Annotated in this window: 28 protein-coding genes; 10 read left to right on the top strand and 18 right to left on the bottom strand. The window is 60.7% G+C overall.

Annotation, left to right across the window (positions count from 1 at the left end; genetic code table 11):
- The first annotated feature begins 51 nt into the window (after positions 1–51).
- Complete coding sequence (locus tag ACZ1HA_RS18735; RefSeq protein WP_375229183.1) at positions 52–1,083, top strand: NAD(P)/FAD-dependent oxidoreductase; 1,032 nt, start codon at positions 52–54, stop codon at positions 1,081–1,083.
- Here the strand turns inward: ACZ1HA_RS18735 and ACZ1HA_RS18730 are convergent.
- A complete protein-coding gene (locus ACZ1HA_RS18730; protein ID WP_472715355.1) occupies positions 1,078–1,887 on the bottom strand; it encodes an HTD2 family dehydratase in 810 nt (269 codons plus the stop codon). The two genes, ACZ1HA_RS18735 and ACZ1HA_RS18730, sit on opposite strands and share 6 nt — an antisense overlap.
- A gap of 30 nt (positions 1,888–1,917) precedes the next feature.
- On the opposite strand from ACZ1HA_RS18730, the gene ACZ1HA_RS18725 reads away from it, so the two are divergent.
- Positions 1,918–2,334, top strand: coding sequence for a VOC family protein (locus tag ACZ1HA_RS18725; RefSeq protein WP_472714972.1), 417 nt, complete (start codon positions 1,918–1,920; stop codon positions 2,332–2,334).
- Here ACZ1HA_RS18725 and ACZ1HA_RS18720 read toward each other — a convergent pair.
- The 4 genes from ACZ1HA_RS18720 to ACZ1HA_RS18705 all read right to left on the bottom strand — a co-directional run bounded on the left by ACZ1HA_RS18720 (position 2,331) and on the right by ACZ1HA_RS18705 (position 5,618).
- Positions 2,331–2,873 carry an NADPH-dependent FMN reductase gene (locus tag ACZ1HA_RS18720; RefSeq protein ID WP_472714971.1) on the bottom strand — a complete coding sequence of 181 codons (543 nt, stop codon included), beginning with the start codon at positions 2,871–2,873 and terminating at the stop codon, positions 2,331–2,333. The two genes, ACZ1HA_RS18725 and ACZ1HA_RS18720, sit on opposite strands and share 4 nt — an antisense overlap.
- A gap of 109 nt (positions 2,874–2,982) precedes the next feature.
- On the bottom strand, positions 2,983–3,642 hold the full coding sequence (locus ACZ1HA_RS18715) for a YiaD family glycine zipper/OmpA-like lipoprotein (protein ID WP_472714970.1): 660 nt from the start codon (positions 3,640–3,642) through the stop codon (positions 2,983–2,985).
- 132 nt (positions 3,643–3,774) lie between these two features.
- A complete protein-coding gene (locus ACZ1HA_RS18710; RefSeq protein WP_375229187.1) occupies positions 3,775–4,641 on the bottom strand; it encodes a methylated-DNA--[protein]-cysteine S-methyltransferase in 867 nt (288 codons plus the stop codon).
- 50 nt (positions 4,642–4,691) lie between these two features.
- The gene (locus ACZ1HA_RS18705; protein ID WP_472714969.1) at positions 4,692–5,618 is read right to left on the bottom strand and encodes a Hint domain-containing protein; all 927 of its coding nucleotides are present in this window, start codon (positions 5,616–5,618) and stop codon (positions 4,692–4,694) included.
- Positions 5,619–5,765: 147 nt separating this feature from the next.
- On the opposite strand from ACZ1HA_RS18705, the gene nth reads away from it, so the two are divergent.
- From nth to ACZ1HA_RS18690, 3 genes are read left to right on the top strand one after another with little or no spacing between them, the layout of a single operon-like run.
- Positions 5,766–6,410, top strand: a complete 645-nt coding sequence (nth, locus tag ACZ1HA_RS18700; RefSeq protein WP_472714968.1) for an endonuclease III — start codon at positions 5,766–5,768, stop codon at positions 6,408–6,410.
- Positions 6,407–7,396, top strand: a complete 990-nt coding sequence (locus ACZ1HA_RS18695) for an adenosine kinase (protein ID WP_436398257.1) — start codon at positions 6,407–6,409, stop codon at positions 7,394–7,396. Before nth ends, ACZ1HA_RS18695 begins: the two co-directional genes overlap by 4 nt.
- Before the next feature lie 2 nt (positions 7,397–7,398).
- A complete protein-coding gene (locus ACZ1HA_RS18690; RefSeq protein WP_472714967.1) occupies positions 7,399–8,001 on the top strand; it encodes a GNAT family N-acetyltransferase in 603 nt (200 codons plus the stop codon).
- On the opposite strand, the gene ACZ1HA_RS18685 is transcribed toward ACZ1HA_RS18690, so the two are convergent.
- Together ACZ1HA_RS18685 and ACZ1HA_RS18680 are read right to left on the bottom strand one after the other, a co-directional pair.
- Entirely contained in the window at positions 7,992–8,474 is a 483-nt protein-coding gene (locus ACZ1HA_RS18685) for an RNA pyrophosphohydrolase (protein WP_472714966.1), read from the bottom strand. The two genes, ACZ1HA_RS18690 and ACZ1HA_RS18685, sit on opposite strands and share 10 nt — an antisense overlap.
- Positions 8,471–8,929: a GNAT family N-acetyltransferase gene (locus tag ACZ1HA_RS18680; protein ID WP_472714965.1), complete on the bottom strand. Its 459-nt coding sequence runs from the start codon at positions 8,927–8,929 to the stop codon at positions 8,471–8,473. The genes ACZ1HA_RS18685 and ACZ1HA_RS18680 overlap by 4 nt, the downstream gene beginning before the upstream one ends.
- A 95-nt stretch (positions 8,930–9,024) precedes the next feature.
- Here ACZ1HA_RS18680 and ACZ1HA_RS18675 point away from each other — a divergent pair, with 95 nt between their 5' ends.
- Positions 9,025–11,052 (top strand): 2,4-dienoyl-CoA reductase FMN-binding domain-containing protein, encoded by a 2,028-nt coding sequence (locus ACZ1HA_RS18675; RefSeq protein WP_472714964.1) that lies wholly within the window; start codon positions 9,025–9,027, stop codon positions 11,050–11,052.
- A 270-nt stretch (positions 11,053–11,322) separates the two neighbouring features.
- Positions 11,323–12,228, top strand: a complete 906-nt coding sequence (locus tag ACZ1HA_RS18670; RefSeq protein WP_375229193.1) for a LysR family transcriptional regulator — start codon at positions 11,323–11,325, stop codon at positions 12,226–12,228.
- A 65-nt stretch (positions 12,229–12,293) separates the two neighbouring features.
- Here the strand turns inward: ACZ1HA_RS18670 and ACZ1HA_RS18665 are convergent, their stop codons facing one another.
- Genes ACZ1HA_RS18665 through ACZ1HA_RS18650 form a run of 4 tightly spaced genes read right to left on the bottom strand, consistent with a single transcriptional unit; the run spans position 12,294 to position 15,286 of the window.
- Entirely contained in the window at positions 12,294–13,262 is a 969-nt protein-coding gene (locus ACZ1HA_RS18665; RefSeq protein ID WP_472714963.1) for an OmpA family protein, read from the bottom strand.
- The gene (locus ACZ1HA_RS18660; RefSeq protein WP_375229195.1) at positions 13,259–13,831 is read right to left on the bottom strand and encodes a peroxidase-related enzyme; all 573 of its coding nucleotides are present in this window, start codon (positions 13,829–13,831) and stop codon (positions 13,259–13,261) included. Before ACZ1HA_RS18660 ends, ACZ1HA_RS18665 begins: the two co-directional genes overlap by 4 nt.
- Entirely contained in the window at positions 13,824–14,564 is a 741-nt protein-coding gene (locus ACZ1HA_RS18655) for a GNAT family N-acetyltransferase (protein ID WP_472714962.1), read from the bottom strand. Before ACZ1HA_RS18655 ends, ACZ1HA_RS18660 begins: the two co-directional genes overlap by 8 nt.
- Positions 14,561–15,286, bottom strand: coding sequence for a competence/damage-inducible protein A (locus tag ACZ1HA_RS18650; protein WP_472714961.1), 726 nt, complete (start codon positions 15,284–15,286; stop codon positions 14,561–14,563). Before ACZ1HA_RS18650 ends, ACZ1HA_RS18655 begins: the two co-directional genes overlap by 4 nt.
- Positions 15,287–15,334: 48 nt before the next feature.
- Between ACZ1HA_RS18650 and sfsA the strand changes: the two genes are divergently transcribed.
- Positions 15,335–16,042, top strand: a complete 708-nt coding sequence (sfsA, locus tag ACZ1HA_RS18645; RefSeq protein ID WP_472714960.1) for a DNA/RNA nuclease SfsA — start codon at positions 15,335–15,337, stop codon at positions 16,040–16,042.
- Positions 16,043–16,096: 54 nt separating this feature from the next.
- Positions 16,097–16,927 carry a type I methionyl aminopeptidase gene (gene map, locus ACZ1HA_RS18640; RefSeq protein WP_375229199.1) on the top strand — a complete coding sequence of 277 codons (831 nt, stop codon included), beginning with the start codon at positions 16,097–16,099 and terminating at the stop codon, positions 16,925–16,927.
- Between the two features lie 190 nt (positions 16,928–17,117).
- Here map and rsmD read toward each other — a convergent pair whose 3' ends face one another.
- Positions 17,118–17,675: a 16S rRNA (guanine(966)-N(2))-methyltransferase RsmD gene (rsmD, locus tag ACZ1HA_RS18635; protein ID WP_472714959.1), complete on the bottom strand. Its 558-nt coding sequence runs from the start codon at positions 17,673–17,675 to the stop codon at positions 17,118–17,120.
- Entirely contained in the window at positions 17,672–18,880 is a 1,209-nt protein-coding gene (locus tag ACZ1HA_RS18630) for an NAD(P)/FAD-dependent oxidoreductase (protein ID WP_472715354.1), read from the bottom strand. The genes rsmD and ACZ1HA_RS18630 overlap by 4 nt, the downstream gene beginning before the upstream one ends.
- A gap of 94 nt (positions 18,881–18,974) precedes the next feature.
- Here ACZ1HA_RS18630 and ACZ1HA_RS18625 point away from each other — a divergent pair, with 94 nt between their 5' ends.
- A complete protein-coding gene (locus ACZ1HA_RS18625) occupies positions 18,975–19,463 on the top strand; it encodes a redoxin family protein (RefSeq protein WP_472714958.1) in 489 nt (162 codons plus the stop codon).
- 76 nt (positions 19,464–19,539) lie between these two features.
- On the opposite strand, the gene ACZ1HA_RS18620 is transcribed toward ACZ1HA_RS18625, so the two are convergent.
- The 5 genes from ACZ1HA_RS18620 to ACZ1HA_RS18600 are packed head-to-tail and all read right to left on the bottom strand — an operon-like array spanning position 19,540 to position 23,136.
- Positions 19,540–20,388: a mechanosensitive ion channel family protein gene (locus ACZ1HA_RS18620; RefSeq protein WP_472714957.1), complete on the bottom strand. Its 849-nt coding sequence runs from the start codon at positions 20,386–20,388 to the stop codon at positions 19,540–19,542.
- Between the two features lie 5 nt (positions 20,389–20,393).
- The gene (locus tag ACZ1HA_RS18615) at positions 20,394–20,678 is read right to left on the bottom strand and encodes a 4a-hydroxytetrahydrobiopterin dehydratase (RefSeq protein WP_375229204.1); all 285 of its coding nucleotides are present in this window, start codon (positions 20,676–20,678) and stop codon (positions 20,394–20,396) included.
- Complete coding sequence (locus ACZ1HA_RS18610) at positions 20,675–21,862, bottom strand: GNAT family N-acetyltransferase (protein WP_472714956.1); 1,188 nt, start codon at positions 21,860–21,862, stop codon at positions 20,675–20,677. Before ACZ1HA_RS18610 ends, ACZ1HA_RS18615 begins: the two co-directional genes overlap by 4 nt.
- A gap of 48 nt (positions 21,863–21,910) precedes the next feature.
- Positions 21,911–22,681, bottom strand: a complete 771-nt coding sequence (locus ACZ1HA_RS18605) for a glycerophosphodiester phosphodiesterase family protein (RefSeq protein WP_472714955.1) — start codon at positions 22,679–22,681, stop codon at positions 21,911–21,913.
- The gene (locus tag ACZ1HA_RS18600) at positions 22,678–23,136 is read right to left on the bottom strand and encodes a RidA family protein (RefSeq protein WP_472714954.1); all 459 of its coding nucleotides are present in this window, start codon (positions 23,134–23,136) and stop codon (positions 22,678–22,680) included. Before ACZ1HA_RS18600 ends, ACZ1HA_RS18605 begins: the two co-directional genes overlap by 4 nt.
- Between the last annotated feature and the right edge of the window lie 91 nt (positions 23,137–23,227).

The following is a 23,227-nucleotide window of genomic DNA, read 5'->3' as shown; positions in this document are numbered from 1 at the left end:
TAAGATGTCAGCAGTCAGGCGGGACACTGGGACAGAAGGCAGTCTTTGGCAATGGTCGATATTACAGTCCGCGGCGCGGGCATTCTGGGGCTGAGCATCGCCTGGATCTGTACCGAACGCGGCGCAACCGTGCAGGTCATCGATCCGAACGGTCCCGCCGCGGGCAGCAGCGGGGGTGTTGTCGGTGCACTGGCGCCGCATGTCCCAGAAAACTGGAACCCGAAAAAAGCCTTCCAGCTCGACAGTCTGCTGGCAGCGGCGACCTTCTGGCAACGCGCGCGGGACGCAGGCGGTGTTGATCCCGGGTATCTGCGCAGTGGCAGGCTGCAACCCATAGCGGACGAACATGCGCGGCAGATCGCGGAGAACCGGCGCAACACAGCCCGCGCGCTGTGGAAGGATCATGCGGTCTGGGCCGTTGAACCGGTACCGGATGATCCGTGGGGGCCGGCAAGCCCCTCGGGGTATGTGATCCGCGATACGCTCAGCGCGCTGATCCATCCCCGCCAGGCCTGTATGGCACTGGTCGCCGCCCTTGAGACACGGGGCGTCGGGGTGATGCCCACAGGCGCAGACAGCGGGCGTATCGTCTGGGCCGCCGGCGTTGCCGGTCTGGAAATGCTGAACGAACGCCACCACCGGGCGGTCGGAAACGGCGTGAAAGGGCAGGCAGCCGTCCTGCAGCACGACGCGGCCGGGCGCCCACAGCTCTTCGCAGATGGGGTGCACATTATCCCGCACCTCAACGGCACGGTGGCAATCGGATCGACCTCAGAGCGGGAATACGAAGACCCGACATCGACTGACGAACAGCTTGATGCGCTGGTGGACAAAGCCCGCAGGCTGGTGCCTGCACTTGCCAATGCGCCGGTCGTCGAACGCTGGGCGGGTGTGCGGCCGCGGGCGCGCAGTCGTGCGCCAATGCTGGGGTCATGGCCGGACCGGCCCGGACATTTCATTGCAAACGGCGGGTTCAAGATCGGGTTTGGGATGGCGCCGGGGATCGCCGCGGTCATGGCCGATCTCGTTCTGGAAGACCGCGACACCATTCCGGACGGATTCGGCGTCAGCGCGTCGCTATGACCTGACCACGGCAGTGGCTTCCATACACTGCCGCCCGTCTGACGCGCGCACCCACAACCGCGTACCATTGCGGCAGAGTTCTGCCGTCTCATGGTGCATGAGCGGCGCTGTCGCGCGAAAGGCAAACCGTTCAAGCGGCCCAAGCTCAGCTGCGGCGAACAGCATCAGTTTCTGCGCCAGCAGCGGGCCGTGCACCACCAGACCGTCATAGCCTTCGGCCTCGCGCGCATAGGTTTCGTCGTAATGAATTCGGTGCCCATTGAAGGTCAGCGCGGAATACCGGAAGAGCTGCGTGCTCGTGAACGCTGCGGGCTGCATTGTCTCTTCGTCCGTCGCGGCCACCGGCGCCACAGGGCGCGCGGCCTCTGCACGGGCCGGTTCGCGATAAACGAGGTCCTGCCGTTCCGTCACGCAGAGCTGTCCGTCCTGCCGGATTTCATGGCGTAGCGTTACCAGCGCCAGCGGACCACTGCGGCCCGTTTTGCGCGCCAGATTTTCACATATACTCGTTTTCTCAGCCGCCACCCCCGCCCGAAAAGGCGCGCCAAAAACCAGCCGGCCGCCGGCCCACATCCGGCGTGGCAACCCGGTCTCCGGGATCAGTCCGCCGGGGCGGGGATGACCGTCCGCACCAAGCTCGGACGCAGGGCGCGCATCCCAGAAATAAAGCTGGTGGAAAAAGGGTGGCAGCGGATCACCGGCGGAAATGTGCCCCGGCACCCCCAGTGTTGCCAGCAATGCATTCGCGCGCGCCGGGTCAACCGTGTCGCTTTGACTTGTCGCGGGCGGCGTTGCATCCTGCATGCGCATAACCTTTCCTGCGAAACAGGTGCCATGAGCCAGAGCGAATTTCAATGCCGTGTCAGGACCTTCGACCATCTCGTGCTGACCGTCGCCAGCATTCCGGAATCCGTCAGATTTTATACCCAGGTGCTCGGCATGCGCGGGCGTCAGTTTGATGCAGCAGACGGCTCACGCCGCTGGGCGCTGACCTTTGGCCAGAATAAGATCAACCTGCACCAGAAAGGCCGCGAATTTGAACCGAAGGCGGCACACGCGCACCCCGGGACAGCGGATCTGTGTTTTCTGACGGATGCCCCGCTGGACGAATGGCTTGAGCATCTGGCCGTGCATCAGGTTGATATCGTGGACGGCCCGGTGGGCCGCTCCGGCGCCACAGGGCCGTTACGGTCGGTCTATCTGCGCGATCCTGACGGCAATCTGATCGAGGTATCTGTACCGGCAGACTAGCGGCTGATTTCGGCGGCCAGCGCCTGCATCAGCGTGGTCAGTTCGCGTACATAGGTTTCGCCGGTCAGGTGGCCGTCAGCGTCAAACTGATTTGCACAATCCGCCAGATGGATTTCAGGTCCCTGCAGAATGCGCGGGCGAAACGGGACCATGAAACCGCGCAGCACCATCTGCGCGCGCTCTCCGCCTGCGCGCCCTGCTGCAGCTGACATCACAGCGACCGGTTTTCCCGCCCAGGGCTTACCATCTGTTCTGCTGACCCAGTCGAGCGCATTCTTGAGCGCACCGGAGGGTCCCTTGTTGTATTCCGGGGTGGAAATGATCACAGCATCCGCCACACCGATCATATCGGACAGCATCTGCACCTCCGCCGGAATTCCCTTCGCGGCCTCGGCATCGCCGTCATAGAGCGGCAGATCAATGTCCCCCAGTTCGAAATTGCAGTCGCCGAACAAACGCGCTGCTTCTCGGACCAGCTTTGTGTTTGCGGAATCCGCCCGGAGCGAGCCGGAAATACCCAGCACTCTGATATCAGTCATTTTCTCATCCGTTGATCACCACTCAGCCGGAAAAGGTGGAACGGCACTGCGCAAAAGCAAGGGGCCACGCGTTTCCGCATGGCCCCCGAGTGTTGTTTGCTTGCTATTGTCAGGCAGCCGGTGTCGGCAGAATGACAATCTCGACCCTGCGGTTCTGAGCTTTGCCTGACGCGTTCAGGTTGCTCGCAACAGGTTGCGTCTCACCACGCCCGACTGTCTGAATCCGCTGGCCGGGGACGCCTGCATTCAGAAGTACGGATGCAACGGAACTTGCGCGCCGTTCTGACAGCTGCTGGTTGTACCCTGCATCGCCGTCACTGTCGGTGTGCCCGACGACCTGGATCGTGGATTGCGGGTATTGCTGCAGGCTGTCGGCAACGGCATAGAGATCGTTCTGCAGGTCCGGGCGCACGGCAAAGCTGTCTGTGGCAAACAGCAGGTCCTGTGGCATGGAAACGATCAGCCGGTCGCCAGTGTTGGTGATCGAAACGCCGCTGTCGAGCTGCCTGCGCAGCTCCGCTTCCTGCTTATCAAGGTTGTAACCGGCCGCGCCGCCCACTGCGGCACCCAAGGCGGCACCCAGAAGGGTCGCCTCCGTATCGCCGCCGACAATCTGACCCGCGATGGCGCCAACGCCCGCGCCGATCAGTGCGCCCTGCTGTGTCTTGGGTGTTTCAGAACCGGCGCCGATCTGGCCGGGATCAGTGCACGCAGCCAGTGCAAGTGTGCCCGCAAGGGCGAGAGCTGCCGGGGTTTTTAAACGTGTCATATTCGTACTGCCTTCAATGGTTGCAGCCCCGTTCGGGCGAGGCGTCGTTGTAAGAACGCATTATATATGGGCGTGGTTCCGCCGCAAACAAAGGGGAATTTCCGCCAGGCAGAAACCCGCCACTGTCACGTTTCAGTGTTCGGCGTGGACCGTTTCCATCGCCAGCATGGCCCGTTTCATGGGAAGGCCCCAGTGATATCCGCCCAGGCCACCGGATTTCCGGAGCGCCCGGTGGCAGGGGATCAGCCAGCTGATCGGGTTGCGGCCAACTGCTGTGCCGACGGCACGCACAGCGCGCGGTGCCCCCACAACGCGGGCAATCTCGGAATACGTTGTGACCTGGCCCGACGGGATACTCAGCAGCGCTTCCCATACTTTGATCTGGAAAGGGGCACCGATCAGAAAAAGGGGTGCTGTATCCAGTGTTCCGTCGCCAGCCCCGAAGGCCTGCAATACCCAGGGACGCAGCATCATCGGGTCCTCCCGGAATTCCGCGCGGGGCCAGCGACCTACCAGGTCTTCGAACGCGGCTTCACTGCCCATTTCCGCAGCGAATCCGATACCGCATATGCCTTTTTCCGTCCCCATAACGATCGCGGCTCCGAACGGGCTTTCGAACCAGCCCCAGAAGATGGTCAGCCCATCGCCTTTACGGGCGTAGTCGCCCGGGCTCATAGCCTCCCAGCGCAGAAAAAGATCGTGCAGCCTGCCCGAACCGGACAGCCCCACTGACTGCGACACCTCAAGCGTTGTGAACCGGTCAGCCAGCAGTGATTTTGCGTGTCCCAGCATCAGATACTGCTGATACCTCTTGGGCGAAACGCCGACCCACCTTGAGAAAACGCGCTGAAAATGCGCGGGGCTCATGCCCATATCGGCGGCGATGCTCTCAAGAGAGACGTTTTCCTCGGCGCTGTCGATCATCTCGATTGCGCGACGGATCACCTGGTAGTGGTAAGCCGTTTCAGGCGTGTCTGGTATCTGGCTGTGCTGTGTCATGCATCCAGAATAAGGGCTCTGAACCGTCGTTTCGACCCGAAACCTGCGGATTAGGCGGTTTGATCAAGCATCGTTTGGCGCGGCAGCATCTCAGAGAGTCTTTTCGCCGCCTCGTGCCGCCGGACCCAGGGCAGCACAGTGCGGCTGCCATGCCCGTCCGGCCCAAGAGCCTGCTGTATCTCCGGTGGCAACAGAGGGATCGTCGCCGGCGAGGCGTGCATGGTCTCGACCCAGGTACCCTCAGCCAGGATCAGTTCATGCGACGCGCACAGGATTGTCGTTAGGGTAGTGCGGCGTGGCGGCCGCAGTGTGACGGCGAGGCCATTATCCGCAAGCGCCTGTGACGGCGCCAGAACCCCGTCGGGCTCCAGGCGAAAACGCAGGCCACCGGTCACCCGAAGATCATGGGTTGGCAGGTCAGGTCCAAGCGTGCCCGCCGGAATACACAGCAAGCCGCATCCGGCGTTCCGGCGCATAATGCCGGGATCAACTCGGCGTCTGCCGATCCAGAGGATTGGCTGAAAACCGTTATCACGCGTAAGAACCCGGTCAGAGGTTTCGAGCCATTCAACGGGAATTTCACCGTCCTCAGTCTCAACCATTGTGCCCGGACCAAGGTGCGCCACGGCCCCGGCCATATCGTCTGCCAGTGCTTGGTCAGTGACCAGGTTCCAGCCACTGACAACCTCAAACGGCGTCCCGCGCACCATCGCAACAGGGCACAGAAAGGCCACCGTCTTTTCGTTCCGCAGTACCCGGAACAGCGTCAGACCCGATCCGTCACCTGCCCTCAGAGAGGTTTGACCGCCGAAGGGTACCTGCCACACAGCATCCGCCGAATGCGCGGTTGCGCCCACGGACAGATCCGCCGGCATATCAAATGGACCGGAAACGGAGCCCTCAAGTGTCAGAGTGCGCCGTTCGGGATCAAAAATGAGCGCCTCAGGTGCGCAGAAAAAACGCTCCGAAAAAGTCATGTTGGCTCCGTCTGGGTGAGTCTGCGCATTCTGCCAGAGCCGGGCGCACAGGCACATCACAAAAAACCTGACATTTGTCTTTGGTTTTAGTTATCGCGCCGGCGTTGCGCTTGCCCCGCCGGGCAATTCCCCGCATAACGCAGCACCATGGCAAAACAACTCGGCTATCATACGATCCGCGAGATTTTCACCCGCTTTCAGGAGGCAGACCCGGCCCCGAAAGGGGAGCTGGAACATGTGAACGTCTACACACTGGTCGTGGCGGTTGCGCTCAGCGCCCAGGCGACCGATGCCGGGGTCAATAAAGCGACGCGAAAACTGTTTCAGATCGCGGACACGCCGGAAAAGATGCTGGCGCTTGGCCTTGAGGGGCTGACCGAACACATCAAAACCATCGGGCTTTACCGGCAAAAGGCCAAGAATGTCATGAAACTCAGCCAGATTCTGGTCGATGACTACGGCGGTGTCGTGCCCAACAGCCGCGCCGCGCTGCAGGGTCTGCCGGGGGTCGGGCGCAAGACGGCGAATGTGGTGCTGAACATGTGGTGGCAACAGCCTGCACAGGCTGTCGATACGCACATCTTCCGGCTCGGGAACCGGTCCGGCATTGCGCCCGGTAAAACGGTCGAAGCGGTTGAGCGCGCCATCGAAGACAACATACCGGCTGATTTTCAGCTGCACGCACACCACTGGATGATCCTGCACGGGCGCTACCACTGCAAAGCGCGCAAGCCGCAGTGCCCGACCTGCATCATCCGTGATCTCTGCTCATTTGAGGACAAAACCGAATGAAACAATACAAGCTCGTGGGGATCGGCAACGCGGTTGTCGATGTGATCAGCCACGCCGATGACAGCTTTCTCGACCACATGGGAATCGAAAAAGGCATTATGCAGCTCGTGGAGCGTGACCGGTCAGAAGCGCTTTACGGCTCTATGTCTGACCGCCTGCAGACACCGGGTGGCGCCGTGGCCAATACGGTTGCAGGTGTCGGCGCGCTTGGCCTGCAGACGGCTTTTATCGGACGGGTCCGCGATGACGCCCTCGGGAAATTCTATGCCAGCGCCATGACAGACAACGGGATTGATTTCGTCAATCCGCCGGTCGTGGACGGGGAAACGCCGACGTCCCGCTGTATGATCTTTGTCACGCCCGACGGTGAACGGTCGCTCAATACCTACCTCGGCATCTCCACCGGTCTGACGTCTGACGATGTGCCGGTCGAAGTCTCCGGGAACACACAGATCATGTTCCTTGAGGGATATCTCTTTGACCATGACGCGGGCAAAACTGCTTTCCGCGAAGCAGCGCGGGCGACCAAGGCCGGCAACGGCGTGGCCGGTATCGCCATCTCAGATCCGTTCTGCGTTGAACGTCACCGCGCGGATTTCCTGTCGCTGATCGAGCATGATCTCGACTATGTCATCGGGAACGAGCACGAGATCAAATCCCTGTTTGAAACCGATGACCTGGAACTGGCACTGGGCAAAACCGCCGACATCTGCCCACTGGTCGTCTGCACACGGTCCGGCGACGGCGTTTCGGTCATCTCGGACGGCAAGCGCTATGACATCCCCGTTCAGGAAGTCACGCCCGTGGATGCCACCGGTGCCGGCGATCAGTTTGCCGCGGGTTTTCTTTATGGTCTGGCCACATCGCGCGACATCGAAACCTGCGCCCGAATGGGCAACGCCTGCGCTGCGGAAGTTATCAGCCACATCGGACCACGCCCGCAAAAAGACATGATGGACGTGTTCCGCGCCGAAGGCCTGGTCTGAGCATGCTGCCGGACGGGTTTCATGACATTCCGCCGGGCAAGGTGGCGATGATCGTCACCCATCTGGAAATGACTGAGCCGGCAGCAACCAGGCCTGTGGCGCTGCCGCAGGGCGTCACCTTTCACCGTGTGACGCCCGGTCCGGAATGGTACCGCGACATTTTCAAACGTGTGGGCTCGCAGGACTGGCTCTGGTATGGCCGGCTGCGCAAGACCGATGCAGAACTGATGGAAATTCTGGGCGATCCGGGCGTTGAGGTTTACACGCTGCGCTGCGATGGCGCGGACGAAGCGCTGCTGGAGCTCGACTTCAGGGTACCGGAGGCATGTGAACTCGCTTATTTCGGGCTGACCGACAGGCTCATCGGGACCGGCTCGGGCAGATACCTGATGAACGAGGCGGTGTCGCGCGCCTGGTCCCGGCCGATCCGGCGTTTTCACGTGCACACCTGCACCATCGACAGCCCGCAGGCGCTGTCATTCTACCGACGCAGCGGTTTCACACCAACCCGTCAGCAGGTTGAGATTGACGATGATCCGCGCCTCATCGGCGTCCTGCCGGAAGATAACGGGCCGAATGTACCGATGTTCCGCGCTCAGAAATGATCGCGGAAATCCTCAAGAACCGCGGCATAAACGTCGCGTTTGAACGGGACAATATTGTCAACAAGATCCGCGACGGGCAGCCAGCGCCATTCTGAGAACTCCTGGTGCTTCTGCTCGATGCGGATGTCGGCGTCGATGCCATGGAACCGCAGCAGGAACCACTTCTGCTGCTGGCCGCGGAACCGCCCCTTCCAGAGCTTTGGCACCAGATCGTAGGGCAGTTCATAAGGCAGCCACCGGGGGCTTTCCGCGACAACAGTGACCTTGTCTGCCGTGACGCCAGTCTCTTCGGTCAGTTCACGCAGCGCTGCGGCCTGCGCCTGTTCGCCCTCGTCGATGCCCCCCTGTGGCATCTGCCAGGCCGCAATCCTGCTGTCGATACGCTGGCCGACAAAGACCTCACCACCGGCATTCATCAGCATCACACCAACGCAGGGGCGGTACGGGAGCCGGGCGATTTCTTCAGGGGTCATGTCAGCACTTTCTCCATCTCCGCCCGGCGCAGAATTTCGCCTGCGCGCCCGACGGTTTCATGCTGGATAACCTGGAAACCCACTGTCCGAAAGGCAGGTTCCGCCATCAGGCTGGCGTGGGTATGCAGCCGCCGCTCTCCGGTATCCCGGGCACGGTCCTCAATCGCCTCGCAAAGAGCACGGAAGATGCCTTGGCCGCGGTATCCCGGAAGGATAAAGGCCAGATCAACATATCCGCCCGGCTCCACAGTCATAAAGCCGACAGGCTCACCAGCCACTTCTTTGAGCGCACAGTCTTTTTGGGCGAGGCGTTGCGCAAAGGGCCCGGTTTCCGGCGCCTTCGGCATCCAGGCGATGCGCTGCGCTTGGGTGTAGGGGCTGTCGCCTTCGCGCACCGAGCGGAAGAATACATCCGCAAGCAGCGCTGCATCCTCCGGAGTTGCCCATCTGATCATGTTCATTCCTTTGCCCGTGTGACGCCGCGTTCGACGTGACACCCGATATGTGAAAATGTGAAGTGAGCGCAATCAAAACGAGGGAGGTTTTCAGAATGGCCGATTATCCGCATATGCTGGCGCCGCTGGATCTGGGGTTCACCACGCTGAAAAACCGCGTCCTGATGGGGTCGATGCACACCGGTCTGGAGGAAACCAAAGACTGGAACCGCGTTGCTGAATTCTATGCGGCGCGCGCCCGTGGACAGGTTGCGCTGATGGTCACCGGCGGGATCGGCCCAAACCTCGAAGGATCTGTCCTGCCAGGTGCTGCCATGATGGTCACAGATGAAGATGTTGCAAACCATCGCATCGTCACGGACCGCGTGCATGAAGCCGGCGGCAAAATTGCGATGCAGATTCTGCACGCCGGGCGCTATGCCTATGGGCCGAAATGCGTGGCTCCCTCTGCCATCAAGTCACCGATTTCGCCCTTTCCACCGACCGAACTGGACGAGGATGGCATCGAAAAACAGATCAGCGACATCGTTGCCTGTGCTGTCCGGGCGCGTGAAGCCGGATACGACGGTGTGGAGATCATGGGGTCCGAGGGATATTTCCTGAACCAGTTCCTGGTCACACACACCAACAAACGCACCGACCGCTGGGGCGGTTCCTATGAGAACCGTATGCGCCTGCCGGTCGAAGTGGTGCGCCGTGTGCGCGAAGCGGTCGGCACAGATTTCATCCTGATTTACCGCCTGTCCATGATCGACCTGGTGCCCAACGGATCCACCCATGACGAAGTGGTGCAACTGGCGCAGGCGGTGGAGGCTGCCGGCGCTACGATCATCAATACCGGCATCGGCTGGCACGAAGCGCGCATCCCGACGATTGCAACTTCGGTCCCGCGCGCTGCATTCGCCTGGGTGACCCGAAAGCTGATGGGCAAGGTTGGCATCCCGGTCATCACCTCCAACCGGATCAACACACCGGAAGTGGCCGAGGAGGTTCTGGCAACCGGTTGCGCCGACATGGTGTCGATGGCCCGACCGATGCTGGCCGATGCAGATTTCGTGAGCAAAGCCATGGCTGGCAACAGCGCGCAGATCGCACCCTGTATTGCCTGCAACCAGGCCTGCCTTGACCACACCTTCTCTGGCAAAATTTCCAGCTGTCTTGTCAATCCGCGGGCCTGCTACGAGACAGAACTACAGATCGAACCGGCTGGCGGGACAAAGAACATCGCTGTGGTCGGTGCCGGACCTGCCGGTCTTTCGACTGCAATCACGGCTGCCCAGCGTGGTCACAGGGTGACGGTATTCGACCGTGCCGCACAGATCGGCGGTCAACTGAACATGGCCCGTCAGGTTCCAGGCAAAGAAGAGTTCCATGGGCTCGTTGACTGGTACCGCACCATGGTCGACGAGGCCAGTGTCACGGTCGAACTGAACCGCGAGGTAACCGCGTCTGATCTCATCGGTTTTGATGAAGTCGTGGTTGCGACCGGCGTCGTACCCCGTGACCCGGGCATCCCCGGTCAGGACGCGCCGCACGTTCTGAGCTATATCGATGTACTTCAGAGCAAGGCACCCGTTGGCAAAAGGGTCGCCATCATTGGCGCCGGCGGGATTGGTTTTGATGTTGCAGAATACCTCGTGCACTCGGGTGAAAGCCCCACAGAGAACCTGCCGGAATGGATGCGCGAATGGGGCGTTGCAGATCCTGCGGAACACCGCTCGGGGCTGGCACCTGAAGGTCCGCAGCCTGAGGCACCTGCCCGCGACATCGTGCTGTTGCAGCGCAAAGCGGAGAAACCCGGCAAACGCCTCGGCAAAACGACGGGGTGGATCCACCGTGCCGCGCTGGCGATGAAAAACGTGAAGATGATCGGCGGCGTGAACTACGAACGCATTGAAGATGGCGGTCTGGTCATCTCGCGCGGTGAAGCAAGGGAAAACCCTGAGCTGATCGACGCGGATACCATCGTTCTGTGTGCCGGACAGCTTTCCGAGCGGAGCCTTGCAGATGCGCTGGAGGCGCAGGGAACGCCCTGCCATGTGATCGGCGGCGCAGATGTCGCCGCGGAGCTGGACGCCAAACGCGCGATCGATCAGGGAACGCGCCTTGCGGCAACACTCTGAAGTCACACACTGCCATATTTGCCCGCTCCGGCACAGTTTTGCCCAAAAGGTAAACGCCCGGTCTGCGCGAAAATACGCAACCTTAAGATGTATTATTCCAATATTTTTAAATTCTTACGGGTCTGAATCCGGTGTTTCTGGGTAACAATGCAGCGTTTCCGGGTTTTCAACGATCCTCTCAAAAACCGCGATACTGTCTCAGATACGCCCCGATCCTGCCCGATTTCACGATCATACAGGCCTTCAACGCAGAGATTGAAGGGATCGGCAATGGACCGCCTCACAGAAATGGAAGCATTCGCAACGGTCGTCGACCAGGGCGGCTTTACAGATGCGGCCAAAAAGATGGGAATCTCCAAATCCGCCGTCTCTAAACACGTGTCTTCTCTGGAAGCGCGCCTTGGCGCGCGCCTTCTGAACCGGACAACACGCCGCGTGAGCCCGACGGAAATCGGGCTGGCCTATTATGATCGCGCGCGCCGCGTTCTGAATGACGCAGGTGAGGCCGATGCGCTGGTCACGTCAATGCAGAGCGCACCATCGGGTTTGCTGCGCATTTCCGTGGCGACCGATTTCGGTGTGAACCACCTGTCGCCGGTTCTGAGTGAGTTTCTGTCTGATTTCCCGGATATCACCGTGAATATGGTCCTGAACAACCGGTACGTTGAACTGATTTCCGAAGGCTTCGATATGGCCGTGCGGATCGGCGAGCTGGAAGACAGCACGCTACGTGCGCGTAAGCTGACGGAAACGACTAAACGCATGATCGCCAGCCCCGCATATTTCGAGAAATACGGGCGCCCGGAAAAAATTGACGATCTGAACGATCACAAACTGCTGCATTATTCCAACCAGTCTTCCGGCAACGTGTGGAAACTGACCGCACCTTCGGGCGAAAAGCGCCAGGTGCGTACCGCCGGATGGCTCAGCGTCAACGACGGCCAGTCCCTGCTGAACGCAGCGATTTCCGGGCTCGGCATCGCTTATCTGCCCAGCTTTCTTTACGCGGAAGCAATGGAAGAAGGCCTGGTTGAGGATGCAATCCCCGACCTGCCCATGGAAACTCAGGGCATCTACGCCGTGTACCCGCCCGGGCGGTTTACCCAGCCCAAGGTCCGCGCCTTTATCGACTTCCTTGTACATGCCTTTGCGGAAAAGGGCCCTTCAGACTGGTAGAACAGATTTCCACCTTCCCTCGGTGACCACCCTGCCCCCGATGATATTTTGCGTCGGGGGCTTTTTTATTCCACGCTCAGAACAATTGCCTCGACCCGGCGGTTCAGGCGGCGGCCTTCTTCGGTAAGGTTGCTGGCCATCGGCGCAAGATAGCCCATGCCTTCTGCTTCAAGGCGCGCGGGTTCGATCCCGTAGGCGCTGATCAGCCGCTGCCGGACAGACCGGGCGCGGGCCCGTGACACGGCGATGTTGGGATCAAGTCCACCGACAGTATCCGTATGGCCTACGAGCGCGATGCGCATGCTGGGATTTTCCTGCAGAATGGACGCCAGTGTGGCCAGCGAGTTGTATTCTCCATCGCCCAGATCCGTAGATCCGGTAGCAAACCTAAGATCCTGCAGAACCATATGGCCCTGCTCCAGAAGCGTTCCGGCTGATTCCGGCGGCGTGCCAGCATCGGCAGGTGCAGTTCCGGGTACGACAACTGCAGTCTGCGGCAACAGCGCCTCGGCCTCCGGGCCGGTGCCAGCAGTGATGATCTGGACATAGGAAGATGCGGACGTGGCACTGGCGAGAATGCCGATTGCCCCCTCCGGCGCGTCACGCGGACCGGTAAATGCCGTCAGATAGCGGAACCGCGCAAGATTGACGTACATGTTGGGGCCAGGCAGGACTTCTGTTGAAAACCGGAAATCGAAACCACCACAGCTGCGTGATGCACATTCAAAAATCACCTCATAGCCTGCGGCCTCAATCTGTTCCCGGAGCGGTACAATGATCTGCAGTGGGGTCAGACCCTCCTGCCCGATGCGCCAGGCGCGGCGCGTGATGGCACCCTCAATCGTGACGAACGGCTGTTGCCCGTTTGCATACCGTCCGACAGGCGCGTCGAAACTGTCCAGTTCGCTGTCACGTGCAACAGTCTGGCGCGCACCCAGCGGCAGCTCCGGCGCAAATGCGGAAAGCGCCTGCGGGAACAGAAGCGTACAGGTCAGCAGCGCCGCCGTACGCAGGGGGGCCGCAGTGCCTTTCATCTGGCCTGTGCGTGGTATTCGCCGTTCGGACGCATGTCCGTCGCGCTGGCAACACGGTTCGTCATATTGAAGAAGCCGGCAACATTGGCGATGTCCCAGATGTCCTGGTCCGTGAAGCCCACGTCACGCAGCGCCTGCCTGTCCTGTTCTTCGACGGTGGCGCTCGCCGTCGTCATTTGTGCGGCGAAATCGAGCATCGCCCGGTGGCGGGCGTTCAGCGGTGCAACCCGGTAGTTCATCACCAGCGCTTCGCCCAGCATCGGATCACCGGACATTGCGCGCACCGCCGCGCCGTGGGCAACCAGACAGTAAAAGCACCGGTTGATGGAAGAGACCACTACCGCGATCATTTCCCGTTCCAGTTTGCTGAGCCCGGAAGGCGCCAGCATGAGGTTGTTGTACATGCCTGTGAAAGCGTCCAGCTTCTCAATGTCAAAAGCATAGGCGCGCAGCACGTTCGGGATCATGCCCAGCTTTTCCATGCAGACATCAAAATACTTCTGCGTAGGCGCCGGCAACGGATCAACCGCAGGCAGGTTCAGTGCTGTTGGCAGGTCGGTATCAGCCATAAGCGGCGGCTCCTGACGTAGGTTTCATGCGGTAATGGTACTGCGCTGCCGGCTCAAAGCCCAGCGCGGAATAAAGCGCATTCGCGGGCCCGTTGGCCTCTGTGCACAGGACGGCCATATGCCGGGCACCCTGCCGGGCACCCCAGAACGCAGCAGCCCGCATGATCCGTCCGGCGACACCCTGCCGGCGCTGGTGGGGCAGTACTTCAACCGCGTGGACCATCGCAATATCGCCGCAGACAGCAACAAAACCGGTTCCGGCTGGTTTTTCGTTCCAGCGCAGCAGAATACCCGTACCGGTTCCGGCGCGGTCCATCACCCGCAGCCGGGCCGGGCCGACCCCACCCGCAGCCCAGATTTCAGCCATGATCGCCAGTGGTTCACGGATCTCAAAGGCTGTGACAGGCGGGAGGGGCTGATCGGTCAGACCGGCCACCGGCATGGCCAGCACCCTTACCGGGTCGACAACGTCATAACCCTTCGCAGCCAGAAGGATATCAAGGCGTTCTTCACCGGCCCGGATCATGAAAAGCGGCGGCTGATCAAGCGCCTGCATCTCCTGTTCCGCCAGCGTGATGTCATCCCCCGCGACTTCCGTTTCAGCGGTTGCCGCGGACACGCGTTTGCCGCCGCCCTGCCCGTCACGGATCATCCATGGTCCGACCCGTTTCATCGCAGCTGCGGGCCAGGTCGCGTCTACGGCCGCAAGATACTCTGCGGCGCCGGGCGTCATCCGGGAAAAGCCGCCGAGAGCTGTGCCATCGCTGCGCGCACCATGTCCGGGTCCTGGCCGCGGATCACCACGTTTGAGCCGTAAGCACCGTTGTCCTGCTGGAACGGATAGGACCCCATGCTCAGGGCAGGAAACTGTTGCGCAAGAACCCCAAGAGGTCCCGCGATATCGCCTTCTCCCTGATCAATCCGCAGGGTCTCCGAAATCAGCGGCGCGCCCCCGGCCAGTTTGGGCAGCATCGTCTCGACCATCGCCTGAAAAACCGACGGGACACCTGCCATCACATAGACATTCTCAAGGATGAAACCCGGGGCGATCGACACCGGGTTGTCGATCAGCGCCGCACCCTCAGGGATCCGCGCCATCCGCAGGCGCGCGGCGTTCAGTTCCTTACCCGTGCGCGCATAGTGATCCGCCAGCAGGCGCCGCGCGTCTTCGCGCACATCAATATCCCGCCCGAACGCTTCGGCAATGCAGTCCGCCGTGATGTCATCATGGGTTGGCCCGATGCCACCGCTGGTGAAAACATGATCGAACCCGGCGGCAAGTGACTGAACAGCACATATGATCGCTTCGGGATTGTCACTGACCACGCGGACTTCACGCAGGTCGATGCCTGCCTCGGTCAGCCTGCCCGCCAGGTGGTACATGTTCGCATCACGGGTACGGCCCGACAGAATTTCGTCGCCGATCACCAGCATTGCAGCCGTCGGATTTGCCATGCGCACCCTCCTTGCGTCCCTTCCTCCGAGAGGTATAGACGGGGCATCATGCGCTTTCAAACCGATCTTGTACCCGCCCGGCTGACCCGCCGGTATAAACGTTTTCTTGCGGACTGCGTGCTCGAAGCTGACGGGCGCGAAATCACGGCCCATTGTGCAAATCCGGGCTCGATGATGGGCCTTGCCGAACCCGGCACCCGCGTCTGGCTTGAGCCGAATGACAATCCGAAAAAGAAGCTGAAATTCGGCTGGCGGCTGGTCGATCATGAGAACGGTCACTTTACCGGCGTTGACACCAGCGTGCCCAACCGCGCGCTCAAGGCGGCGCTGATGGCGCGCGAACTGGCTCCTTTTGCCGACTGGCCACTCGTCAGGCCGGAGGTAAAATACGGAGAAAACAGCCGCATCGACTTCCTTCTCAGCGGCGAAGGCCAGCCGGACGTCTACATCGAAGTCAAAAGCGTCACCCTGAGCCGCGCGGGCGGAGTTGCGGAATTCCCCGACAGTGTGACCGCCCGCGGGGCGAAACATCTGGGCGAACTGGCGCGCGTCGCCTTATCCGGCCATCGCGCTGTGATGCTCTACCTGGTGCAGCGCACGGATGCCCAAAACGTGACACTGGCCGGGGACATTGACCCCACCTATCTGGACGCCTGGCAGGCTGCGACATCTTCGGGCGTTGAAACTCTCTGCTTCGGCACCAATATCTCGCCCCAAGGCGTTACAGTCGGCGCGGCACTGCCCTTTCAGCTCTGAGCACGGCTGGTGCCTGACGCGCAGGCACGCTAAAAGCCGGTTCGAACCACCACGATGGAGACCCACGTGAACGAAGATCTTCGGGGCCGTCAGACCAAAGACGGTATACGCATTTATGAGGCCAGCGACTTCGCGGGCATGCATGCGGCCGGTGCGCTGGCCGCGCGGATCCTCGATGACATCGCGGACCATGTTTTCGTAGGTCAGACCACAGGCGCCATTGATCGACGCATCACCGAGATGGTCGAGGAAGCAGGCGCCACGTCAGCCACGATCGGATACAAAGGCTATCAGCATGCGAGCTGCATCTCCGTCAATCACGTGGTGTGTCACGGTATCCCCGGCGACAAAACGCTGAAAGACGGCGACATCCTGAACATTGATGTCACTGTGATCGTTGATGGCTGGTTTGGTGATACAAGCCGCATGTACGTGGCGGGCAAACTGCCGCGCAAGGCCGAACGTCTGATCCAGGTGACCCATGACGCGCTGATGCTGGGGATCGAAGCGGTGAAACCGGGCAATACGTTTGGTGACATCGGCCATGCGATCCAGACCTATGCCGAAAGCCACCGGATGTCCGTTGTACGCGATTTCTGCGGTCACGGGCTGGGCCGGGTCTTTCACGCGCCCCCGAACGTGCTGCACTACGGACGCCCCGGGACCGGTGCGGTGCTTGAAGAAGGCATGTTTTTTACCATCGAACCGATGGTCAACCTTGGCAGACCCGAGACCAAAACTCTGGCGGATGACTGGACAGCTGTAACGCGCGACAAATCCCTGTCGGCACAGTTCGAACACTCGATTGGTGTCACAGCGGATGGATGCGATATCTTTACCCTGTCACCGGCTGGCAGGTTCCACCCGACGCGTCCTCAGGACTGATCCGCATCATCGGCCGCATCACGGCGCAACAGATCAAGCAGCAGCGTTTCCGTGCCCAAGGGCTGGACGGCGTCTCCTATAAACACGGGCGATCCGGTGCGCACAGGTTTCTGCGGCGCTTGCGCCGCAAGAACCGGGGCGGGATGAAACCAGAGGCGTGCCGTTGCGAACATTCTGCCAGTTTACCAGATCAGCCGCCAGATTTCGACAACACAGTGATGTGCGTGTCGCCATAGCGGCGCTGGTCCTCGGGTCTGAACCCCGCAGGTGGCGCGACCGGAGCTGTTTCTTCCCAGACCACAAGCGCTTCCGCCGCCAGCCAGCCGGCGTCCTGTGCTGCCTTCAGTGCTTTTTCCCCCAGGCTTTTGCCGTAGGGTGGATCAAGAAACACCAGATCACAGGGCTCGGTGTCGCAAACGGGAAGCCTGAGCGCATCCCTCGCGATGATCCGGGCTCTGTCTGCAACCCGAAGACGGGCAATGTTATCGCGCATCAGCTTCTGCGCCACCCGACCATCATCGACAAACGTCACGCTTTGCGCGCCGCGGGACAGCGCCTCGAGCCCCAGTGCGCCGGTGCCCGCAAAAAGATCCAGCACATGCGCACCCTCGATGACGTCGTAGGCGTTGAGCACATTGAAAAGGCTTTCCCGCACCCGGTCTGTTGTCGGGCGCAGATGCGCTCCCGCATCACCCTTGCCCACAGCCGCCAGTGGCACGCTGCGATACTGTCCGGCGATGATCCTCACGCGCGCATCAGAGCCTTCAGGTCCGACGAGGGGTCGGCCAGAACCGTTTTGTCCGCTGTTTTATCCGCCTCGATCAGGCGTTTGCCGACCATATAGGCCCGCGGATCATTCATCGCATCCACAGCGAGTAGCTGATCCCCGCGGAAGTACCAGAAAGAGGCTGTCTGCCCTTCGCCTTTACGTGCCACCACGTCCGTGTAGCCCGTGTTCAGCCCCGCAATCTGCAGTTTTACATCGTACTGATCTGACCAGAACCATGGTTTTGCAACGTATTCTTTTTCGGCACCCATGATGTTTTCAGCCACCTGTTCCGCCTGATCAATGGCGTTGGGTACGCTTTCCAGACGGATCTGCGCGTCGCGGAAGGGGAACGAGGCACAATCCCCCGCAGCCCAGATATGGGGATCGGAGGTGCGCCCGAAGGCATCCGTCCTGATCCCGTTGTCGAGCGCCAGACCTGCCGCATCTGCCAGAGCCGTCGCCGGCCGGATACCAACACCCGCGATGACAAAATCGACTTTAAGTTCGCTTCCGTCGGACAGAACCGCACCCGTCACGCGACCGTCACCTGTCAGACGTTCAAGGCCTGTCTGTTCGCGGATATCGACACCGTGCGCGCTGTGCAGCGCCCGGAAATAGTCGCTGGTTTGTGGTGCTGCGACGCGTTGCAGAATGCGGTCCGCCATCTCGATCAGCGTGACATGCACGCCGTTTTTTGCCGCCACGGCTGCCGCTTCGAGACCGATATACCCGCCACCCACGATGAGCGCGTTTGCGCCTTCCCGGAAGTACGGCGCCATGGCGTCGGCATCCGCCAGGTCACGCACGGCAAAGACGTTCTGCAGATCACCGCCAATCGCAGCAGGCAACCGGTTCGGCACCGAGCCTGTGGTCAGGACAAGGTGGTCATACCCCAGGGTTTCGCCGCCGACATGAACCTCACGGGCCGCAGCGTCTATTCCAGTGACCGTCGTGTCCGTACGCAGGGTGATTCCGTTTTCCGCGTAGTATGCTTCGGGCCGCAGGAACAGACGTTCGAGGGCCATGTCACCCATCAGATACGCCTTCGAGAGCGGCGGGCGCTGATACGGTGGAACAGGCTCAGCACCAATCAGCGTGATGTCTCCATCATATCCACCGCTGCGCAGCTTTGCGGCACAGGATGCACCTGCCTGCCCCGCACCGATCACAACAACATGACCCATTCCGGCCCCCTGACCTGATTTCATGTGGTCCACCCACTGCCGGCAACCTATATCGGGCAGGAGAAAGAACGCAATTACAGGAAAGGCGTATCACATGACGATTTCACAGGGCGATCAGCTTCCCGACGCAACTCTGGTCGAAATGGGCGCGGACGGACCAGCGCCGGTCTCTCTGGCCGACAAGACCAAAGGGCGCAAGGTCGTCATCTTTGCGGTCCCCGGGGCCTATACGCCAACCTGTCATTCTGCACATGTGCCCAGTTTCATCCGCACCAAAGACGACCTCATGGCAAAGGGCGTCGAAGAGATCATCTGCATTTCAGTGAATGACCCGTTTGTCATGAAGGCATGGGGTGAGGCGACCGGTGCTGCTGCTGCCGGAATTACCATGCTGGGGGACCCGGACAGCGCCCTGACAAAAGCGCTTGGGATGGAATTCAGCGCCCCGCCCGCCGGTCTGACAGACCGCTCAAAGCGGTATGCGATGCTCGTCGAGGACGGCAAAGTGACCCTGTTCCAGCCCGAAGAAAGCCCCGGTGTCTGCGATGTTTCCGCCGGTGAAGGCCTGCTGGCGAACATGTAACGAAGGGCTGTTCAGCTCCCTTACAACGAAAGGGCCGGGAAATCCCGGCCCTTTCTGCGTTTTGGTCTGCCCGCGCTTACTCCGCAGCAGGTTGCAGCACCGTGCGCGTCGGGAACGGAATATCGATGCCGCCCTGATCCAGCGCCTCTTTGACAGCCCGTTTCATATCGGCCTGGTAGCCAAAGAATTCCGCGGAATCCACCCAGACACGCACCAGAAAATCGACCGAGAAATCACCAAGGTTGTTGACCTGGATAAAGGGTTCCGGATCCGCTTTTGAGCGCGGGTCTGCCATAATGGTATCGCGGATAATGCGTTCTGCATCGGCCAGGTTGGCACCATACCCCACCCCAAACGTCCATTCTGCCCGGCGCGTGTCGTTCGTCGAATAGTTGGTGATGATATTGCCCCAGACCATCGAGTTGGGAATGATCACCTGCACGTTGCTGATATCCGCCAGCTCGGTGAAATTCAGCGTGATCGCCTTGACCGTGCCCATGGTGCCGCCAACGTCCACGAAATCGCCCATCTTGATCGGACGGAACAGGATCAGCATCACACCGGCCGCGACGTTGGACAGCGTACCCTGCAGCGCAAGACCAATGGCCAGACCGGCCGCACCGATGACAGCAACGACCGACGTGGTCTGCACACCAAAGGTGTTGAGCACAAAGAGTGCGGTAAAGCCCAGCACCACATAGCGCACGATAGACGACAGAAAATCAAAGAGCATGTCGTCGAGATGACGGTATCTGCGCCCGATGTTGCGGACCCGGCGCTGCAGCCAGGCGGAAATGGTCCAGCCCAGCAGCAGGATGGCGATGGCCGCCAGGACCGAGCCCGCGGTGCTCAGCAGAAAATCAACAGACAGCAGATCCGCCAGGGTTTTGCCCTGCCAGATTTCCGTCGACAGCAGTTCGTTCATTGGTCTTACTCCGTCAGGCTGTCCATCTTCCGGGCCAGCTGTGCGTCCAGATCGCTCAGCCCGCCGGTGTCATGCGTGGTCAGCACTACATTCACAGTTTTATACACGTTGTCCCATTCGGGATGGTGGTTCAGTTTTTCCGCCCAGATGGCCACGCGGGTCATCCATCCGAAGGCTTCGACAAAGTTGCCGAAAGAATACGTCCGGGCGATTGCGTCGCGTCCTTCCACCATCTTCCAGCCATTTGCAAGCAGGTCGGCGCGGTCTGCGTCTGACATCGGTTTCGTCATTCCTGTTCCTCCACTTCTGCCCTGCGAAAGGGCCCGTAGTCCGTGAGCACACTGATCTCTTCATCCACGGCATCGCGCTCGGCCTCAAGATACCGCGCAATGGCATCCGCAAAACCCGGATCACCGACCCAGTGCAGCGACCATGTCGGCTGCGGCAGATACCCGCGCGCCAGTTTGTGCTCGCCCTGGGCGCCGGCCTCGACACGGGCAAGCCCGAGCCTGATGGCGATGTCGATTGCTGTGTAATAGCAGAGCTCAAAATGCAGGCAGGGGTGGTGCTCGGTACATCCCCAGTACCTGCCGTATAACGCCTCAGCACCGATAAAGTTCAGTGCCCCGGCGACCCAGCGTCCTTCGCGGCGCGCCAGAACCAGTGCCATATCATCGCGCAGTGTTTCCTGGGCGATGTCAAAGAACCGTCGTGTCAGGTAGGGCGTGCCCCATTTGCGCGCGCCGGTGTCCTGATAGAATTCCCAGAAAGCATCCCAGTGTTCCGGCTCCAGTGCGTCGCCTGAAAAGGTTTCGATTGAGCCACCAAAACCCTGTGCCTGCGCCCGTTCTTTACGGATATTTTTGCGTTTCCGCGAACTCAGGCTGGCCAGGAAATCATCAAACGTTCCATAACCGTCGTTCTGCCAGTGAAACTGCTGCGTTTTGCGCACCATCAGGCCCAGATCAGCGCCGCGCAGCGCTTCTTCTTCTGTACAGAACGTTATGTGCACCGAAGAGACCCGGTTGTTTTCCGCCAGCTGCACAGCCCCCTGAACCAGAGCGGCTGTGCCTGTCTGCTCAAACCCTGGCCGTACCAGCATCCGGCGGCCCGTTGCGGGCGTGTGCGGCACGGCAATCTGCAGTTTCGGGTAATACCGCCCGCCTGCGCGCTCATAGGCATGCGCCCAGTTGTGGTCAAAGATGTACTCGCCCTGGCTGTGTGATTTCACGTACATCGGCGCGACTGCGATCAGTTGGCCGCTGATGCGGGCCGCCAGGTATTGCGGCTGCCATCCCGTACCGGTTCCGACCGAGCCGCTCTCTTCAAGCGCGCTCAGGAACCGGTGCGTTGTAAAGGGATCACGCGGCCGCGCACCGCCCTGCGTTTCCGGGCAGGCACAGGCGTCCCAGTCCGCGGCACTAATGTCGCGCAGACTGGCAACGACAGATATTTCTACTTCCTGTTCCTGCATGAAAGCGCCCCGGAATTTTTACCTAACCTGTGGCCTCTGGCGGCGGGTTCAAGGCAGATTTGGCGCTGCATACTGTTCAAACGTGATATTCGCGGCAATCCGGCGGGCCTGGGCTTCATCTGCCGGCGATTTAACCGTCCAGCAAAGAATATCGGCGCCCTGGCTTTTCAACTCAGCAACGCGCGGCCGGCCAAGGTCCTGCCATTTGTGGCTGATAAAACTGCTGCCTGTCGGCCCAAAATCAGGAATACCGCGCAACCTGTCGCAGGTTGCATCAGAAAGAGGCCAGTCTGCCGGATCATAAGGGTCTGTCACCAGACCGCGCGGGATGTCCGGCAAAAGCTGTGCCATCTCGCTGACCGCATGCGGATTGAACGACATCACCGCGACCGGACCCTGATAGGTTTGCAGTGAACCAGCCACACGGGCACCCAGACCGCCGATATCCGGGCCCATGGCACCATCCTGATCCTTGATTTCGATCAGCAGCGGTACCTGACCGGCCACCAGTTCGAGGACTTCGGTCAGCGTTGGTATCCCCTCGCCGTCGCCACCGCGCAGAGGCACCGATCTCAGCTCGGCGGATGAGCGCCCGCGCACCGGCCCTGAAGCCTCTGCAAGGCGCTCGAGTCCGTAATCATGAAACACAAGCGCATCGTCCTCGGCGCTGCCCTGAACATCGATTTCAATGCCATACCCGGCAGCAACAGCCGCCCTGATCGCAGCGCGGCTGTTCTCCGGGCGACCGTCTGTCACATCATGCAGCGCACGGTGTGCAAGCGGTACCCGCAGAAAGTCTTCAGGTAGTCGAGGCGTCATCGGATTTCAAAGATGCCTTCGATTTCCACAGCAACGCCGAAAGGCAACGATGCTGCAGACACAGCTGAACGGGCGTGGCGGCCAATGTCGCCCAACGCTTCAACCAGAAAATCAGAAGCCCCGTTGATGACCTTCGGCTGATCTCCGAAATCCTGTGTTGAGTTGACGAAGCCGGTGAGCTTTACGACCCTGACCAGCCTTTCAATGTCACCACCACAGGCCGCCTTTACTTGCGCCAGCAGGCTGATCGCGCACTGACGGGCCGCGGCCGCTGCATCTTCGACACTCATGTCATCACCCAGCTTGCCTGTGATCATCCCGTCAGGACCCGCAGAAATCTGCCCCGAGACATAAAGTGTACTGCCCACCTGAACAAAGGGCACGTAATTGGCAGCCGGTGCAGGTGCATCCGGAAGGGTAACCCCCAGTTCTGCAAGTCTGTCGGTAATGCTCATGGCTGATCCTTTTCTGTTGTCCGGCCGGGCCCGCAAAACCATGCGCAACCGGCATATTACTGCTCAAGCGGTGCGCAATTCAGCGCGGGAC

The sequence above is a fragment of the Roseobacter sp. S87 genome (assembly GCF_055693285.1).
Note: the sequence above shows the minus strand (reverse complement) of the source record. Positions and strands in the feature narration are given on the sequence as shown.